Below are 14,614 nucleotides of genomic sequence, written 5' to 3' on the forward strand. Positions count from 1 at the left end.
GCTATAATAGCCTAGACTATATATTGGAGGTCTCAACATGCTGACACTTACCCAAATTCAAGCGATCCTTGAAAAAGAAAACCTATTACGCGAGTTCATCACGCCCACGCGTTGGACGTTGACCGCGCCTTTTGACAAAAGCTTTCAAAAAATCTCTTACGACTCCCGTGAAGTCGATAGCGAGACACTTTTTTTCTGTAAAGGAAATAATTTCCAACAGCGCTTCTTAGAACAGGCGCTAACAGATGGCTTAACTTGTTACATCGCCGAACAGCCTTATGAGGTTCCAGCGGACTTAGCGATCATCGTCACCGATATTCGTAAAGCACTGGCCGTTTTGAGTATGGCCTTTTATGATTATCCGCAAGAAAAATTGAAGCTGATCGGAATCACCGGAACAAAGGGCAAGACGACGGTCGCTTATTTTACAAAACAAATTTTAGATATCGCTACCGATAAAAAGACCGCGCTGTTGTCGACCTTGAATACGACATTAGATGGCGTAACTTTTTTCAAATCAAAGCTTACGACGCCAGAATCACTGGACCTATATCGAATGATGGCAGAAGCTGTTGCCAACGGTATGACTCATCTAGTCATGGAAGTTTCTTCGCAGGCCTACAAAGTAGCACGAGTTTACGGTTTGAGCTTTGATGTGGGGATTTTCCTCAACATCTCGCCGGATCATATCGGACCGATCGAACACCCGACCTTTGAAGATTACTTCTATTGTAAACGACAATTGGTGGCAAATTCTCGCCAAGTCATCTTGCAGCACGAGATTGATCACTTCGATCTATTACAAGAACTAGCGCAAACAAAAAATATTCCCGTGATCACCTACGGAAATGAAGCAGCTGATTATCAGGTAGCACCTTTAGAGCATCCTTTGGCCTTCGCCTTATCCAGTACAAAGGATTCATTCAAATTAAATGGTGATTACCAAATTCTATTGGCCGGCGACTTTAATAAAGAAAATGCCGCTGCCGCATTGCTTGCCAGTGCCTTAGTAGGTGCTGATCAAAACGCTGGTCGTCAAGGCTTAGCTGAAGCATTGGTCCCTGGCCGAATGAACCTGCTGCTTAAACCAAACGGGGCGCACATCTATGTGGACTATGCCCATAATTATCTCAGTATGAAATCCCTGCTGGCTTTCGCAAAAGAGCAGCATCCCGATGGCGAACTGCTGGTGATCACCGGCTCAACCGGCAATAAAGCAGAATCTCGCCGTGAAGGCTTGGGACAAGCGATCGGAGAATATGCCGATGTTGCTGTTTTAACCAGCGACGATCCAAACTTCGAAGAGCCGAAAAAAATCGCGGACGAAATCGAAGAAGGAATCCAAAATGAGCATGTGCGGGTTCATTTTGAAGTCGATCGTAAAAAAGCTATCAAAGATGCTATCCGCAATGCCGGACCAAAGGATGCCATCATTTTAGCCGGTAAAGGAACCGACAAATACATGACCGTCAAAGGAGAAAATCTTCCTTACGAAGGCGACTATCATTTAGCAGAAGCATTTATTAAAGACTAACGGACACTCCCGTTAGTCTTTTTTTAGTTCTGCTCTTAGTAATAATCAGCCAACCTCTTGCTGACAGCTTCCGACTCACCCCAGACGTCTTCGATCAACGCTTTAGCTGTTTTCACTTCCTTCAGCATACCGGCGATTTGCCCGGACATAACGATTCCTTGTTGGGTATCGCCATCATCCGCTGCCCGCTGCAAAGCCGCTAAAGAAAAAGCGTCGCTCGTATCTTCTTCGGTTAACTGATTTTTCAAGCCGCGGATCGCTCCGCCTTTGGCTTTGCGAATCACTGTTGTTGCCGTATCATCCGCCTGCAAGATCGCCTGCTGGTAATTTTCGTGGATTGGACATTCCTCAACACTTAAAAAAGCTGTTCCCATTTGAACACCGCTGGCACCCAATGCAAATGCCGCCGACATCCCGCGACCATCCCCGATCCCGCCGGCTGCGATCACAGGAAGCTCAACTGCCTGTGCGACCTGCGGAATCAAAGTCATTGTCGTCGTTTCTCCAATATGTCCGCCAGCCTCCATGCCCTCTGCGATCACACCGTCGACACCCAGCTGTTCCATTTTTTTCGCCAGCTTCACTGAAGGAATCACAGGGAAAACTTTGATGTTCGCCTGCTTCAACTTGTCCATATAAGGCTTAGGTGTGCCTGCCCCAGTTGTGACGATCTTGACTCCTTCTGCAATCAATACGTCGACTTGTTCCGAGATGTTTTCCATTTGCAGCATCAGATTGACCGCAAATGGTTTTTTCGTGCGCTTTTTTGTCTCACGAATTTGTTCCCGTAATTCTTCTCCGCTCAAGCCGCCAGCCGCAATAATCCCTAAGCCGCCCGCTTCTGACACGCCACTGACTAACGGATAACGGGCGATATGCGCCATCGCTCCTTGAAAAATCGGATACTGGATACCTAATAACTCCGTGATCTTTTTCATCGAACTCCCTCGTTTCTGTTTTTCTTCATCCTAGCATATTTAAAGAAGGAATCGAGCATCATTTTTGTTTTGGTGCTTAAGAGCAAAAAAATGCCCCGCAAAATTGCGAGACATTTCAGATATTTAATTTGCTACAATATTAACTAATTTATTCGGCACCACGATTACTTTACGAACTGTTTTACCTTCAATGTTACGTTGGATATGTTCATCAGCCATCGCCAGTTTTTCCAGCTCGTCTTTTGGCAGATCAACCGCGATCATTGCTTTTGAACGAACTTTGCCGTTGACTTGCAAGATGACCTCAACTTCATTTTCAACCAAGGCCTCTTCGTCATACGTTGGCCAAGCTACATGAGAGATGCCGCCTTCGTGTCCTAAAATCGCCCAAAGCTCTTCGGCGATATGCGGTGCGATCGGAGCTAGTAGTTGTACAAAGCCTTCCACGTACTCGTAAGTCAACGCTTCTGCTTTATAAGCATCATTTACAAAGACCATCAATTGAGAAATGGCCGTATTCAAATGCAGGTGCTCCATATCCTCTGTTACTTTTTTAACCGTTTGGTTGTAGACCTTCGTCAATGAACCATCGTTAAGGGTAGTAATATGATCCCGCATCTTGCCCTCTTCATCAACGATCAGACGCCATACCCGCTCCAAGAATTTCCGTGACCCTTCAAGGCCGTTTTCACTCCAAGCGATCGCTGCATCCAATGGTCCCATAAACATTTCGTACATCCGTAAAGTATCAGCACCATATTTTTCAACCACATCGTCAGGATTCACGACATTTTTCAATGATTTACTCATCTTCGCTGGTGCTTCTTCTAATTCCTCGCCAGTTTCGACGCTAAACCACTTGCCGTCGCGTTTTTCTACCAAATTCGTTGGTACTAACGCCCCGCGGCTGTCGCGGAAGCTTTGGCCTAAGATCATGCCTTGATTGTATAGTTTTTGGAATGGTTCATTCGTTGGCACGACACCGATGTCATACAAGAATTTATGCCAGAAACGAACATACAATAAATGCAGTACCGCATGTTCAGCTCCGCCGATATAAAGATCAACTGGCATCCAGCGTTTCAATTTATCGTAATCTGCCAAGGCTTCTTTGTTATGCGGATCGATGAAACGCAGGTAATACCATGAGCTGCCTGCCCATTGCGGCATTGTGTTCGTTTCACGACGACCTTTTTTACCAGTGATCGGATCAACCACATTGACCCATTCTTCGATGTTGGCCAATGGTGATTCACCAGTACCGCTTGGTTTGATATCTGTTGTTTTTGGTAATTCCAATGGCAATTCATAATCTGGTACTAAGCCAGTCGTGCCATCTTCCCAGTGAATCACAGGAATTGGTTCGCCCCAATAACGTTGACGAGAGAACAACCAGTCCCGCAAACGGTAGCTGATTTCTTTTTTACCGCAGCCGTGTTCTTCTAACCATGGAACCATGGCATCGATGGCGTCTTGTTTGTTCATTCCATCCAAGAATTCTGAGTTGATGTGCGGGCCGTCGCCGGTAAAGGCTTCTTTTTCTACATCGCCGCCTTCAAGTACAGGAATGATTGGCAGACCAAATGTTTTGGCAAATTCATAGTCTCGTTCATCATGAGCGGGTACCGCCATGATCGCACCGGTTCCGTAAGAAGCTAAAACATAATCCCCGATCCAAATCGGCATTTTTTCACCGTTCACAGGATTAATCGCATAAGCCCCTGTGAAGACCCCAGTTTTTTCCTTCGCTAAATCCGTCCGATTCAATTCAGACTTTTTCGAAGCTTCATCAATATAAGCATCCACCGCTGCTTTTTGTTCAGGCGTAGTAATTTTTTGCACTAATTCTAATTCCGGCGCCAAGACTGCATATGTCGCACCAAATAAAGTATCCGGACGTGTCGTGAAAACAGTAAATGTTTCCTCGCTGCCTTCAATCTTGAAGCTGACATTCGCACCAATGGAGCGGCCGATCCAGTTACGTTGCATTTCTTTAATGCTTTCAGGCCAATCAACCGTTTCTAAATCGTCTAGCAAGCGATCAGCATAAGCGGTAATTTTCAGCATCCATTGACGCATTGGTTTACGGATAACATCATAGCCGCCGCGTTCGCTCTTGCCGTCGATCACTTCTTCGTTCGAAATAACCGTACCTAATTCAGGCACCCAGTTAACTGGAACTTCCGCTTCATAGGCCAAGCCTTTTTCATACATTTGTTCAAAGATCCATTGCGTCCATTTGTAGTACTCAGGATCTGTTGTGTTTAATTCACGGTTCCAGTCATAGCTAAAGCCTAATGAGTTGATTTGACGTTTGAAGGTCTCGATATTTTTCTTCGTAAATTCGGCTGGATCATTGCCTGTATCCAACGCATATTGTTCGGCAGGCAAGCCAAAAGCATCCCAGCCCATTGGATGCAAAACGTTGTAGCCTTGCGCCCGTTTCATTCGTGAAATCACGTCAGTCGCTGTGTAGCCTTCCGGATGTCCAACGTGCAAGCCTTGTCCAGATGGATAAGGAAACATATCTAACGCATAAAATTTTGGTCTTTCAGGATCATCCTGGGTGTTAAACACATTGTGCTTTGCCCAATATTTTTGCCATTTTTTCTCAATCGCCTTGTGATCGTAACTCATGTTGTTCCTCCTAATATATGAACTTATTTTGTTTACATTGATAATATAGCCGCAATTTCTAAATTGAAACTAAAAGCTGACTCGTGATAATAGAAGAATTCTTAATAAATGAACATCCCAACCGTTTGTTGTACGGTTACTTTGAATAACTCGAAAAGCGGAACTCGCAGCTAGCTCTTTATAATGAAACAATTTTTCCCATTTTCGTACGCATACGATTCCACTAATCATGCAAAGCGTGAAAGTGGAACTCGCAAAAAAAGTCCTACGAAAGCTCAAAAAGAACTCTCATAGGACGTTATCAACGTGGTACCACCTATTTTTATCTGCCAGATGGCAGACCTCAAAAGAAATAACGGTCTTTAACCGGATCATCTGATCTTGCTCCAAGGTAAGTTCGAATTTTCCGCATGCACACTCACAGCACCGTGCGCTCTCTGAAATGCGTTCGTTTCTACTACTCCTCTTCCGGGCAAACAATATTCAAAGTAGTTTCATCTTAGCAGATTCCAAAATAATATTCAATTGAATTCCCTTTAAGAAATCCTTGAAAAAATTGTCCTGCTGGCGAAACATGATATAATACTTCTGTTTAGAAAGGATGAATCATAGAAAAACAATGAAAAATAAACCAATCTACCAATTAATAGGCAGCTTCACCCTGCTTTTTTTTGCGGCACTGTGTTATATAGTCCGGTTTTATCCAGAAACCTTATCAGGTTTTGATCGCGGAATCATTCATGCGGTCCATCAGCTTTATCCGCAAATGAACGGCTACTTTTTATGGGTGACAAAATTCGCCAATCCCATCACGGTGATTATCTTATCCCTCGTTTTCGTCGGTTTGTTTTATTTCAACAAACAAAAAATCACGGCGCTTTGGCTGGCAGCCAGCATGGCCTTAGTCAGCGGGATCGGCAATCACTTGCTGAAGCTTTTCTTCCAGCGGGCACGGCCAACGATCTTGCCTCATATGGTAACCGAACACAGCTTTAGTTTCCCCAGCGGACATGCAACGGCTAGTACCTTATTATATGGAACCTTGATTTTTGTGATGGCCTTGTTCTTTAAGGAGAAAACACCGCGCTTGATCGCACAGATCGTCGTTGGCTTATTGATCGTTAGTATTGTGATCAGCCGGATCTATCTTGGGGTTCATTATCCCAGCGACGTTTTGGCTGGAGCACTTTTTGGCAGCAGCTGGCTGCTTTTTACCTATCCTTATTACAAAGAGAAAAAATTAGCTTATGATCTAAAAGCAATTAGGAGGCAGAAATGACCTTTCAATATAGTGATGATGAAGCCAAACGCTATCATTCATGGAATTACGCACTGCGGCAGCAGTTCGGCGGAAAAATCTTTAAAGTGCCCGTTGATGGCGGCTTCGATTGTCCCAACCGTGACGGGACGGTCGCACATGGCGGCTGTACTTTTTGCAGCGTATCTGGCTCCGGCGATATGATCGTGGCGCCAAGTGATCCGCTGCCTCAGCAATTCCATAAGGAAATCGACATGATGCACCAGAAATGGCCTCATGTCGAGCAATATATCGTCTATTTTCAGAACTTTACTAATACTCATGCACCCGTAGAAGTAATTCGCGAACGTTTCGAGCAGGTCGTCAATCTTCCTGGTGTGGTGGGTTTATCTGTCGGCACGCGGCCAGATTGTCTCCCGCCGGAGGTCGTAGAATATTTGGCGGAACTCAATCAACGCTTATACCTATGGGTCGAGCTCGGTTTACAAACAACCTATGAATCCACCAGCGACATGATCAATCGTGCCCACGATTATCCAACCTACGTCGATGCAGTCGCGCGTCTGCGTAAACATGATATCAACGTCTGCACACACCTGATCAACGGTCTGCCCGGGGAATCCTTAGAGATGATGCGCGAAAATGTGCGCCGAACGATTTTGGATTCTGATGTGCAAGGGATCAAGCTGCATCTGCTGCATTTGATGCGCAACACAAAAATGCTGCGAGATTACGCGGAAGGCCGGCTGCAATTAATGAGCAAAGAGGACTATGTCTCTGTCATCTGCGACCAGTTGGAGATGATTCCCCAAGACATCATCATCCATCGTTTGACCGGGGATGCGCCTTGGGATTCCCTGATCGGACCAATGTGGAGTCTGAAAAAATGGGAAGTCCTAAATGCGATTGATCAAGAACTGATCCGCCGCGATTCTTATCAAGGAAAATTTGCCTTAAGAAAGGAATTTGTTCATGCTGCTAACGGCTCTGCGCTTTAGCCATCAATTATTAAAAGATGTCGTTTCAAAAGGAGATCACGTGATTGATGCCACGATGGGAAACGGCAATGATACCCTTTTTTTAGCTGAATTAGTCGGTTCAACAGGACATGTTTATGCGTTTGACATTCAAGAACAAGCACTTCAAAATACCCGCGAAAAATTAGCAGCGTACACAGAACGTTCAACACTTTTTCTTGCAGGTCATGAAACCATCGAAGAAAAGATCGCGGTCGATCAGCCAATAAAAGCGGCAATTTTTAATCTTGGTTATCTGCCGAAAAGCGACAAACAAATCATCACTTTGCCAGAAACTACTAAGCAAGCCATGAGTGCGATCTTGAAACGTTTGACTGTTGGCGGTCGGATGATCGTGGTGATTTATTACGGTCATGAAGGCGGCGAAACGGAAAAAAATGAAGTGCTGCAATTTTGTCAAAACTTACCGCAAGAAAAATTCAGCGTATTAAACTATCAATTTATCAATCAAAAAAATAATCCGCCGATTCTATTTTGCGTAGAAAAAAAGAACGACTGATCGCAATCAGTCGTTCTTTTCATTAAACCATTCCAATACTCGCTTGATCCAAGCATCCCAAAACACCCAATCATGCTTTCCTGGACCCTCTTCAAAAGTCACAGCGAGCTTTTTTTGTTCCATCTTATGAGCCATGTATTGACTCGCCGGATACAAATCATCTTCTGTCCCGCACGCTAAGAAGAAGCGCGGTGCGGATTTCCCACTTTCGACCAACTCATCCAACAAATGAATTGGATCATTTTCAGAACCTTGGATTTGATCCAGCGGTCCAAAGATTCCTTGCCAATACGCTTCATTGCGTACCAGCAATAAACTTTCGACATCTGCTAAAACAACCGCCCCGGATAAAGAAGCCACCGCCGCAAAATTCTCAGGCTTTGCCAGCCCTAATTTCAATGCACCATAACCGCCCATCGATAATCCCGCCGCAAAAGTTTTTTCCCGTTTACGAGTAATTTGCGGAAAGAGCTCATGTACGATCGTTGGCAATTCTTCCGAAACAAACGTCCAATACTTCATGTCGTAGGTCGTATCAGTATAAAAGCCCAGATCCGTCGAAGGCATCACTACCGCCATCTGATACTCGGCCACATAACGTTCGATCGACGTGCGACGCTCCCAAACACTATGGTTTCCACCCATGCCATGCAATAAATACAAGACGGGGACATCTTCCGTTACACCAGCAGTCTCAGTTCCAATTTTTTTATGTGTCGTTTGCGGCAAGATCACGTTCATTGCCACTTCCATTTGCAAAACGTTCGAATAGACATTCACCTGTAAAAAAGCCATCCAGCCAGTTCCTCCAGTTCTTTTATTCTTCGTTTAGTTTAACACTTCTCGATTGTTTGCCAACCATAAAGCTGAAAACTAGTGCGAAAATAACTAGCAGCAGTCCCACAAAATATACCCAATGCAAGCTGTCAAAGAGAACTTTTCTTAACTCTGCCCGCAAGCCCGATTCAATCTGCAACGCAGTATGAGGATTGATCAAACGATTCATGATATCCAGATCAGCGATCCCCGCCGCAACCAGCTGCCGCCCATTTGCGACATTCAGGATGATACCAAAGATTGAAACCATCACTGTTTGACCGATCGTCCGAGACAATGTATTAAAGGAGGTCGCTACACCAATCTCTTCCTTTGGCACACTCGCTTGCGCCTCCACCGTCGTAGTCGTAACCGCCAGACCATAACCGACACCTAAAACACCTGTGATAATGAAAAACAACCAAAACGGACTCTGTTGCGGCAACGCCAATAACGTCCCGCCGCCCGCTAAAATAATGACCAGTCCAATAATAATGATCCATTTGGCCGAATACTTACGCAATAATTGCCCCGACAAAAAGGACCCGTACATCCAGACAATCGACATCGGTGCTAATACCAGTCCGCCGATTCCCGCAGGTTTTCCTAACACACCTTGCATCCACATAGGAATATAAACATCTAGACCCATCAAGAAACCGCTGATCAATGCCGCAACAATATTCACGCTGGCAAACGTTTGATTACTAAATAATTTCAAATTGATCACGGGGTCCTCTGCCCGTTTTTCCGTTCGAATGAATAATACTAAGGAAAGAATGCTCGCGACAAATAAAGCAATGACTGTTACCGATATTCCCCCGTCACCTAAAAGCTGGAAGCCCAACAATAGACTTACCAATGTCAGCATTAAAAATAAACTGCCAAAGACATCCATTTTTTTCGCTTGATGCACTTTTTTCTCTTCCACAAAGAAATATTGCAGCAATCCGATTAAGCCTAAGCCGATCGGCACGTTGATAAAAAATATCCAATGCCAGCCAACCGTGTCCACGATCAGTCCGCCAGCCAGCGGGCCAAAGACACTAGCCACACCCCAAGCCGCACTCGTCAAACCCAAAACTTTGGCACGCTTTTCAATATCATATAAATCTGCAATGATCGTTAATGAAACCGGCATGATCGCCCCAGCTCCGATTCCTTGAATTCCGCGAGCAATGATCAACGTCAACATTTCATTCGACATCCCGCACAACGCAGAGCCTAAAACAAACAATAAAATCCCCACAATAAAAATCGGTTTCCGGCCAATTTTATCCGCCAATTTTCCATAAATCGGTGTGATCATCGCATTCGTCAATAAATAAATCGAAAATACCCAATTCATAATTTCAATCCCGTGCAAACTGCCAACAATTGTCGGCATCGCTGTCGTCACGATCGTCCCTTCAATCGCCGACATAAATGTCGCGATAAAAATCCCTGCGGTCACAACCTTTACATTTGTTTTTCTTTTCATCTTTCCCCTCCAAATTCATCTCACATTCTATCCATACACTACCATATAGCACATTTTTAAGGCGCTCTTTTTCTAAAAAAATCGCAGTCGACTAAACACCTAGATACTATTAAATTACTTGATCCCTTTGCCTTAGACAACTGAGAAAAGTTGGACTGACCGCTACCTCGTTGTAAAGAATTCATTTTTCTATAACCCGAGAAAAATGAGTCTGATTCTCGTCACGCATACGATTCCACTAACCAATAAAGCAGGAAGGGGAACTCGCAGTCGACTCTAAATAATAGGGAATATAAATTTTTGTCCTCGTCGACATATCATCCAACTAAACACCTAGATGCTATTTTCTAAGCTAAAAAAATTATTCGATTCTCTTGCTTTATATAAATGGAAAAGTTGGACTGACCACTACCTCGTTGTAAAGAATTCATTTTTCTATAACCTGAGAAAAATGAATCTGATTCTCGTCACGCATACGATTCCACTAACCAATAAAGCAGGAAGTGAAACTCGCAGCCGACTCTAAATAATCGGGAATATAAATTTTTGTCAAAATTTATTCTTATCCTCGTCGACATATCATCCAACTAAACACCTAGATACTATTTTCTAAGCTAAGAAAATCACTCGATTCTCTTACCTTAGACAACTGGGAAAAGTTGGACTGACAAAAAGAGACGGTTCCATCGATCCATGATCAATAGAAACCGCCTCGTGAACTCCATAAATAATTTATGTCTGTACGATTTATGCTAAATCCAAACTTTTTTTCAACGCGTCCACCTTATCTACGTGTTCCCAAGGAAGATCAACATCAGTCCGGCCAAAATGACCATAAGCCGCTGTATCACTATAAATTGGGCGCAATAAATCCAGCATTTCAATGATCCCCGCTGGACGCAAATCAAAGTTTTCACGAATCGCACCAATCAATGCTTCTTCAGAAACTTTTGCTGTGCCAAACGTATTCACTGAAATAGAAACCGGCTGTGCTACACCAATCGCATAAGCAAGCTGTACTTCGACTTTTTCAGCTAAATCAGCAGCAACAATGTTTTTAGCGATATAACGCGCAGCATAAGAAGCCGAACGGTCTACTTTTGTTGCATCCTTACCAGAAAAAGCACCGCCCCCATGACGTGAATAACCACCATAAGTATCAACGATAATCTTACGCCCAGTTAGACCGGCATCTCCTTGAGGTCCGCCGATTACAAAACGGCCGGTTGGATTAATAAAGTATTTTGTCTTCTCGTCTAATAATTCAGCAGGAATTTCGTGTTTGATCACTTTTTCCATTACGTCTTTTTGAATCGTTTCATTATCAGCATCTTCATTGTGCTGCGTACTGATAACAACCGTATCCACACGTAAAGGTTTTCCATTTTCATCATATTCCACTGTTACTTGAGATTTTGCATCTGGACCAAAATAAGCCACTTCGCCAGATTTGCGCAAATCAGCCAAACGTTTCACTAAGTGATGACTCAATGAAATAGGTAAAGGCATCAATTCAGGTGTCTCATTCACTGCAAAGCCAAACATAAGCCCTTGGTCTCCAGCACCGATATCATCTAACAATTCTTCTTTACCACGGGTTTCTAAAGCATCATCCACCCCTTGCGCAATATCAGGAGATTGCTCATCGATTGCGACTAAAACAGCTACGTTGTCTCCATCAAAACCAAACTTAGATTCTGTGTAGCCAATGCGTTTGATTGTTTCACGCACAACCTTTTGGATGTCTACATACGCCGAAGTAGAGATTTCTCCAAAAACTAAAACAAGCCCAGTCGTCACAGATGTCTCACATGCAACTCTGGCTTTCGGATCCTTTTCCAAAATCGCATCCAAAATCGCGTCACTGATTTGGTCAGCAACCTTATCCGGATGTCCTTCTGAAACTGATTCAGATGTAAATAAACGACGTTCTTCCATTATAAATATTCCCCCTAATTTTTATTCGGTTACAAGGAATCTCTGGCCTTTTTCCAGAGCCTATCGGGAACTTGCAACGACTCGATTATAACAGAAAAATAGCACCTGTCACTAATAAATCCCTCAATAAATCTGAAAATTTATGAAAAAACACTTTCACAACAAAAAAAGAGACGTTCGAAAACGTCTCAGGATGACCCGTACGGGACTCGAACCCGTGTTACCGCCGTGAAAGGGCGGTGTCTTAACCGCTTGACCAACGGGCCATAACAATAAAAAACGGAGAAGGAGGGATTTGAACCCTCGCGCCGGTTTCCCGACCTACACCCTTAGCAGGGGCGCCTCTTCAGCCACTTGAGTACTTCCCCAAAAACCAAAAAGATTTTTAATGGGCCTAAATGGACTCGAACCATCGACCTCACGCTTATCAGGCGTGCGCTCTAACCAGCTGAGCTATAGGCCCTTCTTAAAAACTAAAGCGGGTGACGAGAATCGAACTCGCGACAACAGCTTGGAAGGCTGTGGTTTTACCACTAAACTACACCCGCAACTCTGATATGGCGCGGGACAGAATCGAACTGCCGACACATGGAGCTTCAATCCATTGCTCTACCAACTGAGCTACCGAGCCAGAAACGGTCCCGACGGGATTTGAACCCGCGATCTCCTGCGTGACAGGCAGGCATGTTAACCCCTACACCACGGAACCGTATTTTTAGTTTTTAATTGCGGGAGCAGGATTTGAACCTACGACCTTCGGGTTATGAGCCCGACGAGCTACCAGACTGCTCCATCCCGCGATAATATTATTAAAAAGGAGGATAAGGGATTCGAACCCTTGCACGGTTTTACCCGCCTGACGGTTTTCAAGACCGTTCCCTTCAGCCGGACTTGGGTAATCCTCCGAATAAAAATAATGACCCGTACGGGACTCGAACCCGTGTTACCGCCGTGAAAGGGCGGTGTCTTAACCGCTTGACCAACGGGCCATGATTTTAATGGGCCTAAATGGACTCGAACCATCGACCTCACGCTTATCAGGCGTGCGCTCTAACCAGCTGAGCTATAGGCCCTTCTCAAAAAAAACTAAAAGCGGGTGACGAGAATCGAACTCGCGACAACAGCTTGGAAGGCTGTGGTTTTACCACTAAACTACACCCGCATGGCGGTCCCGACGGGATTTGAACCCGCGATCTCCTGCGTGACAGGCAGGCATGTTAACCCCTACACCACGGAACCGTATTTTTAGTTTTTAATTGCGGGAGCAGGATTTGAACCTACGACCTTCGGGTTATGAGCCCGACGAGCTACCAGACTGCTCCATCCCGCGATAATATTATTAAAAAGGAGGATAAGGGATTCGAACCCTTGCACGGTTTTACCCGCCTGACGGTTTTCAAGACCGTTCCCTTCAGCCGGACTTGGGTAATCCTCCGTAAAAGAGTCACTATGGACCTTGTAGGACTCGAACCTACGACCGGACGGTTATGAGCCGTCTGCTCTAACCAACTGAGCTAAAGGTCCTGGCTCGAATAAAATCGCGGCGGAGGGGATCGAACCCCCGACCTCCCGGGTATGAACCGGACGCTCTAGCCAGCTGAGCTACACCGCGTTATTAATAAAAATGGAGCCTAGCGGGATCGAACCGCTGACCTCCTGCGTGCAAAGCAGGCGCTCTCCCAGCTGAGCTAAGGCCCCATAATTTTGTTTCTATCGGGAAGACAGGATTCGAACCTGCGACACCTTGGTCCCAAACCAAGTACTCTACCAAGCTGAGCTACTTCCCGAAATGCACCCGAGAGGACTCGAACCTCTAACCCCTTGATTCGTAGTCAAGTACTCTATCCAATTGAGCTACGGGTGCGTTATTTAGTTAATGCCGAGGACCGGAATCGAACCGGTACGGTGATCACTCACCGCAGGATTTTAAGTCCTGTGCGTCTGCCAGTTCCGCCACCCCGGCGCTTTCCCCTGGTCTTCAGGAAAGCGGAAAACGGGGTTCGAACCCGCGACCCCCACCTTGGCAAGGTGGTGCTCTACCACTGAGCTATTTCCGCATGATGCCGGCTAAAGGACTTGAACCCTCGACCCTCTGATTACAAATCAGATGCTCTACCAACTGAGCTAAGCCGGCAACTACAAAAAAATAAAATGCGGGTGAAGGGACTTGAACCCCCACGCCGTAAGGCGCTAGATCCTAAATCTAGTGCGTCTGCCAATTCCGCCACACCCGCATATACTTATGAGCCGTACTGGGCTCGAACCAGTGACCCTCTGATTAAAAGTCAGATGCTCTACCAACTGAGCTAACGGCTCAAATGGGGGTTAACGGGTTCGAACCGCTGACCCTCTGCTTGTAAGGCAGATGCTCTCCCAGCTGAGCTAAACCCCCATAAGTTCGCGTGGCGACGTCCTAATCTCACAAGGGGCAACCCCTCACTACAATCGGCGCTAAGAAGCTTAACTTCTGTGTTCGA

The 14,614-nt window shown here is 45.2% G+C and carries 9 protein-coding genes, 25 tRNA genes, 1 rRNA gene, 1 riboswitch and 1 other annotated feature; of the genes, 4 read left to right on the plus strand and 31 right to left on the minus strand.

What is annotated here, in order from left to right; translation table 11 throughout:
• Window positions 1-37 precede the first annotated feature (37 nt).
• Complete coding sequence (locus tag FFR60_RS13430) at window positions 38-1,534, plus strand: UDP-N-acetylmuramoyl-L-alanyl-D-glutamate--L-lysine ligase (RefSeq protein ID WP_137664550.1); 1,497 nt, start codon at window positions 38-40, stop codon at window positions 1,532-1,534.
• A 35-nt stretch (window positions 1,535-1,569) separates the two neighbouring features.
• Here the strand turns inward: FFR60_RS13430 and FFR60_RS13435 are convergent, their stop codons facing one another.
• Both FFR60_RS13435 and leuS read right to left on the minus strand, forming a co-directional pair.
• Window positions 1,570-2,472 (minus strand): NAD(P)H-dependent flavin oxidoreductase, encoded by a 903-nt coding sequence (locus FFR60_RS13435; RefSeq protein ID WP_137664551.1) that lies wholly within the window; start codon window positions 2,470-2,472, stop codon window positions 1,570-1,572.
• 123 nt (window positions 2,473-2,595) lie between these two features.
• Window positions 2,596-5,109 (minus strand): leucine--tRNA ligase, encoded by a 2,514-nt coding sequence (leuS, locus tag FFR60_RS13440; protein ID WP_137664552.1) that lies wholly within the window; start codon window positions 5,107-5,109, stop codon window positions 2,596-2,598.
• 288 nt (window positions 5,110-5,397) lie between these two features.
• Window positions 5,398-5,589: a binding site (T-box leader), on the minus strand.
• A gap of 139 nt (window positions 5,590-5,728) precedes the next feature.
• Here leuS and FFR60_RS13445 point away from each other — a divergent pair.
• From FFR60_RS13445 to mnmM, 3 genes are read left to right on the plus strand one after another with little or no spacing between them, the layout of a single operon-like run.
• Window positions 5,729-6,388, plus strand: a complete 660-nt coding sequence (locus tag FFR60_RS13445) for a phosphatase PAP2 family protein (protein WP_137664553.1) — start codon at window positions 5,729-5,731, stop codon at window positions 6,386-6,388.
• The gene (mnmL, locus tag FFR60_RS13450) at window positions 6,385-7,365 is read left to right on the plus strand and encodes a tRNA modification radical SAM protein MnmL/YtqA (RefSeq protein ID WP_137664554.1); all 981 of its coding nucleotides are present in this window, start codon (window positions 6,385-6,387) and stop codon (window positions 7,363-7,365) included. Before FFR60_RS13445 ends, mnmL begins: the two co-directional genes overlap by 4 nt.
• Window positions 7,340-7,903: a tRNA 5-(aminomethyl)-2-thiouridylate-methyltransferase MnmM gene (gene mnmM, locus FFR60_RS13455; protein ID WP_137664555.1), complete on the plus strand. Its 564-nt coding sequence runs from the start codon at window positions 7,340-7,342 to the stop codon at window positions 7,901-7,903. The genes mnmL and mnmM overlap by 26 nt, the downstream gene beginning before the upstream one ends.
• A gap of 6 nt (window positions 7,904-7,909) precedes the next feature.
• On the opposite strand, the gene FFR60_RS13460 is transcribed toward mnmM, so the two are convergent.
• From FFR60_RS13460 to rrf, 29 genes are all read right to left on the minus strand, one after another.
• Window positions 7,910-8,698 carry an alpha/beta hydrolase gene (locus FFR60_RS13460; protein WP_137664556.1) on the minus strand — a complete coding sequence of 263 codons (789 nt, stop codon included), beginning with the start codon at window positions 8,696-8,698 and terminating at the stop codon, window positions 7,910-7,912.
• 22 nt (window positions 8,699-8,720) lie between these two features.
• Window positions 8,721-10,199 carry an MDR family MFS transporter gene (locus FFR60_RS13465; protein ID WP_137664557.1) on the minus strand — a complete coding sequence of 493 codons (1,479 nt, stop codon included), beginning with the start codon at window positions 10,197-10,199 and terminating at the stop codon, window positions 8,721-8,723.
• A 747-nt stretch (window positions 10,200-10,946) separates the two neighbouring features.
• On the minus strand, window positions 10,947-12,137 hold the full coding sequence (metK, locus tag FFR60_RS13470; RefSeq protein ID WP_137664558.1) for a methionine adenosyltransferase: 1,191 nt from the start codon (window positions 12,135-12,137) through the stop codon (window positions 10,947-10,949).
• Window positions 12,135-12,219, minus strand: a riboswitch (SMK box riboswitch). Its footprint overlaps the gene before it by 3 nt.
• 112 nt (window positions 12,220-12,331) lie before the next feature.
• Window positions 12,332-12,403: transfer RNA gene (locus FFR60_RS13475), tRNA-Glu, on the minus strand.
• Between the two features lie 14 nt (window positions 12,404-12,417).
• Window positions 12,418-12,505 (minus strand) — tRNA-Ser (locus FFR60_RS13480).
• A 21-nt stretch (window positions 12,506-12,526) separates the two neighbouring features.
• Window positions 12,527-12,600, minus strand: a tRNA-Ile gene (locus tag FFR60_RS13485).
• 14 nt (window positions 12,601-12,614) lie between these two features.
• Window positions 12,615-12,685 (minus strand) — tRNA-Gly (locus FFR60_RS13490).
• A gap of 10 nt (window positions 12,686-12,695) precedes the next feature.
• Window positions 12,696-12,768, minus strand: a tRNA-Phe gene (locus FFR60_RS13495).
• 5 nt (window positions 12,769-12,773) lie between these two features.
• Window positions 12,774-12,846 (minus strand) — tRNA-Asp (locus FFR60_RS13500).
• A 17-nt stretch (window positions 12,847-12,863) separates the two neighbouring features.
• Window positions 12,864-12,937: transfer RNA gene (locus FFR60_RS13505), tRNA-Met, on the minus strand.
• 15 nt (window positions 12,938-12,952) lie between these two features.
• Window positions 12,953-13,042 (minus strand) — tRNA-Ser (locus tag FFR60_RS13510).
• Window positions 13,043-13,054: 12 nt separating this feature from the next.
• Window positions 13,055-13,126 (minus strand) — tRNA-Glu (locus tag FFR60_RS13515).
• Between the two features lie 10 nt (window positions 13,127-13,136).
• Window positions 13,137-13,210, minus strand: a tRNA-Ile gene (locus tag FFR60_RS13520).
• A gap of 18 nt (window positions 13,211-13,228) precedes the next feature.
• A tRNA-Gly gene (locus FFR60_RS13525) sits at window positions 13,229-13,299 on the minus strand.
• Window position 13,300: 1 nt separating this feature from the next.
• Window positions 13,301-13,376, minus strand: a tRNA-Asp gene (locus tag FFR60_RS13530).
• A gap of 17 nt (window positions 13,377-13,393) precedes the next feature.
• Window positions 13,394-13,467, minus strand: a tRNA-Met gene (locus FFR60_RS13535).
• A gap of 15 nt (window positions 13,468-13,482) precedes the next feature.
• A tRNA-Ser gene (locus FFR60_RS13540) sits at window positions 13,483-13,572 on the minus strand.
• Between the two features lie 15 nt (window positions 13,573-13,587).
• Window positions 13,588-13,661 (minus strand) — tRNA-Ile (locus FFR60_RS13545).
• Window positions 13,662-13,675: 14 nt separating this feature from the next.
• Window positions 13,676-13,749 (minus strand) — tRNA-Met (locus FFR60_RS13550).
• 13 nt (window positions 13,750-13,762) lie between these two features.
• Window positions 13,763-13,835, minus strand: a tRNA-Ala gene (locus tag FFR60_RS13555).
• 15 nt (window positions 13,836-13,850) lie between these two features.
• Window positions 13,851-13,924 (minus strand) — tRNA-Pro (locus FFR60_RS13560).
• 3 nt (window positions 13,925-13,927) lie between these two features.
• Window positions 13,928-14,001: transfer RNA gene (locus FFR60_RS13565), tRNA-Arg, on the minus strand.
• Between the two features lie 13 nt (window positions 14,002-14,014).
• Window positions 14,015-14,100: transfer RNA gene (locus FFR60_RS13570), tRNA-Leu, on the minus strand.
• 22 nt (window positions 14,101-14,122) lie between these two features.
• Window positions 14,123-14,194 (minus strand) — tRNA-Gly (locus tag FFR60_RS13575).
• Between the two features lie 4 nt (window positions 14,195-14,198).
• Window positions 14,199-14,271 (minus strand) — tRNA-Thr (locus FFR60_RS13580).
• Window positions 14,272-14,289: 18 nt separating this feature from the next.
• A tRNA-Leu gene (locus FFR60_RS13585) sits at window positions 14,290-14,371 on the minus strand.
• 9 nt (window positions 14,372-14,380) lie between these two features.
• Window positions 14,381-14,453 (minus strand) — tRNA-Lys (locus FFR60_RS13590).
• Window positions 14,454-14,456: 3 nt separating this feature from the next.
• Window positions 14,457-14,529: transfer RNA gene (locus tag FFR60_RS13595), tRNA-Val, on the minus strand.
• Window positions 14,530-14,537: 8 nt separating this feature from the next.
• Window positions 14,538-14,614: ribosomal RNA gene (rrf, locus tag FFR60_RS23245) — 5S ribosomal RNA — on the minus strand; the annotation flags it as partial.

The sequence above is a fragment of the Enterococcus hulanensis genome (assembly GCF_005405485.1).
Classification (GTDB): domain Bacteria; phylum Bacillota; class Bacilli; order Lactobacillales; family Enterococcaceae; genus Enterococcus_A; species Enterococcus_A hulanensis.

Excerpts from the sequence above, each read along its gene's own strand:
- FFR60_RS13465 (WP_137664557.1), bottom strand. The coding sequence starts at position 10,199 with ATGAAAAGAAAAACAAATGTAAAGGTTGTGACCGCAGGGATTTTTATC.
- mnmM (WP_137664555.1), top strand. The coding sequence starts at position 7,340 with ATGCTGCTAACGGCTCTGCGCTTTAGCCATCAATTATTAAAAGATGTC.
- FFR60_RS13435 (WP_137664551.1), bottom strand. The coding sequence starts at position 2,472 with ATGAAAAAGATCACGGAGTTATTAGGTATCCAGTATCCGATTTTTCAA.
- FFR60_RS13460 (WP_137664556.1), bottom strand. The coding sequence starts at position 8,698 with ATGGCTTTTTTACAGGTGAATGTCTATTCGAACGTTTTGCAAATGGAA.
- FFR60_RS13445 (WP_137664553.1), top strand. The coding sequence starts at position 5,729 with ATGAAAAATAAACCAATCTACCAATTAATAGGCAGCTTCACCCTGCTT.
- FFR60_RS13430 (WP_137664550.1), top strand. The coding sequence starts at position 38 with ATGCTGACACTTACCCAAATTCAAGCGATCCTTGAAAAAGAAAACCTA.
- leuS (WP_137664552.1), bottom strand. The coding sequence starts at position 5,109 with ATGAGTTACGATCACAAGGCGATTGAGAAAAAATGGCAAAAATATTGG.
- mnmL (WP_137664554.1), top strand. The coding sequence starts at position 6,385 with ATGACCTTTCAATATAGTGATGATGAAGCCAAACGCTATCATTCATGG.
- metK (WP_137664558.1), bottom strand. The coding sequence starts at position 12,137 with ATGGAAGAACGTCGTTTATTTACATCTGAATCAGTTTCAGAAGGACAT.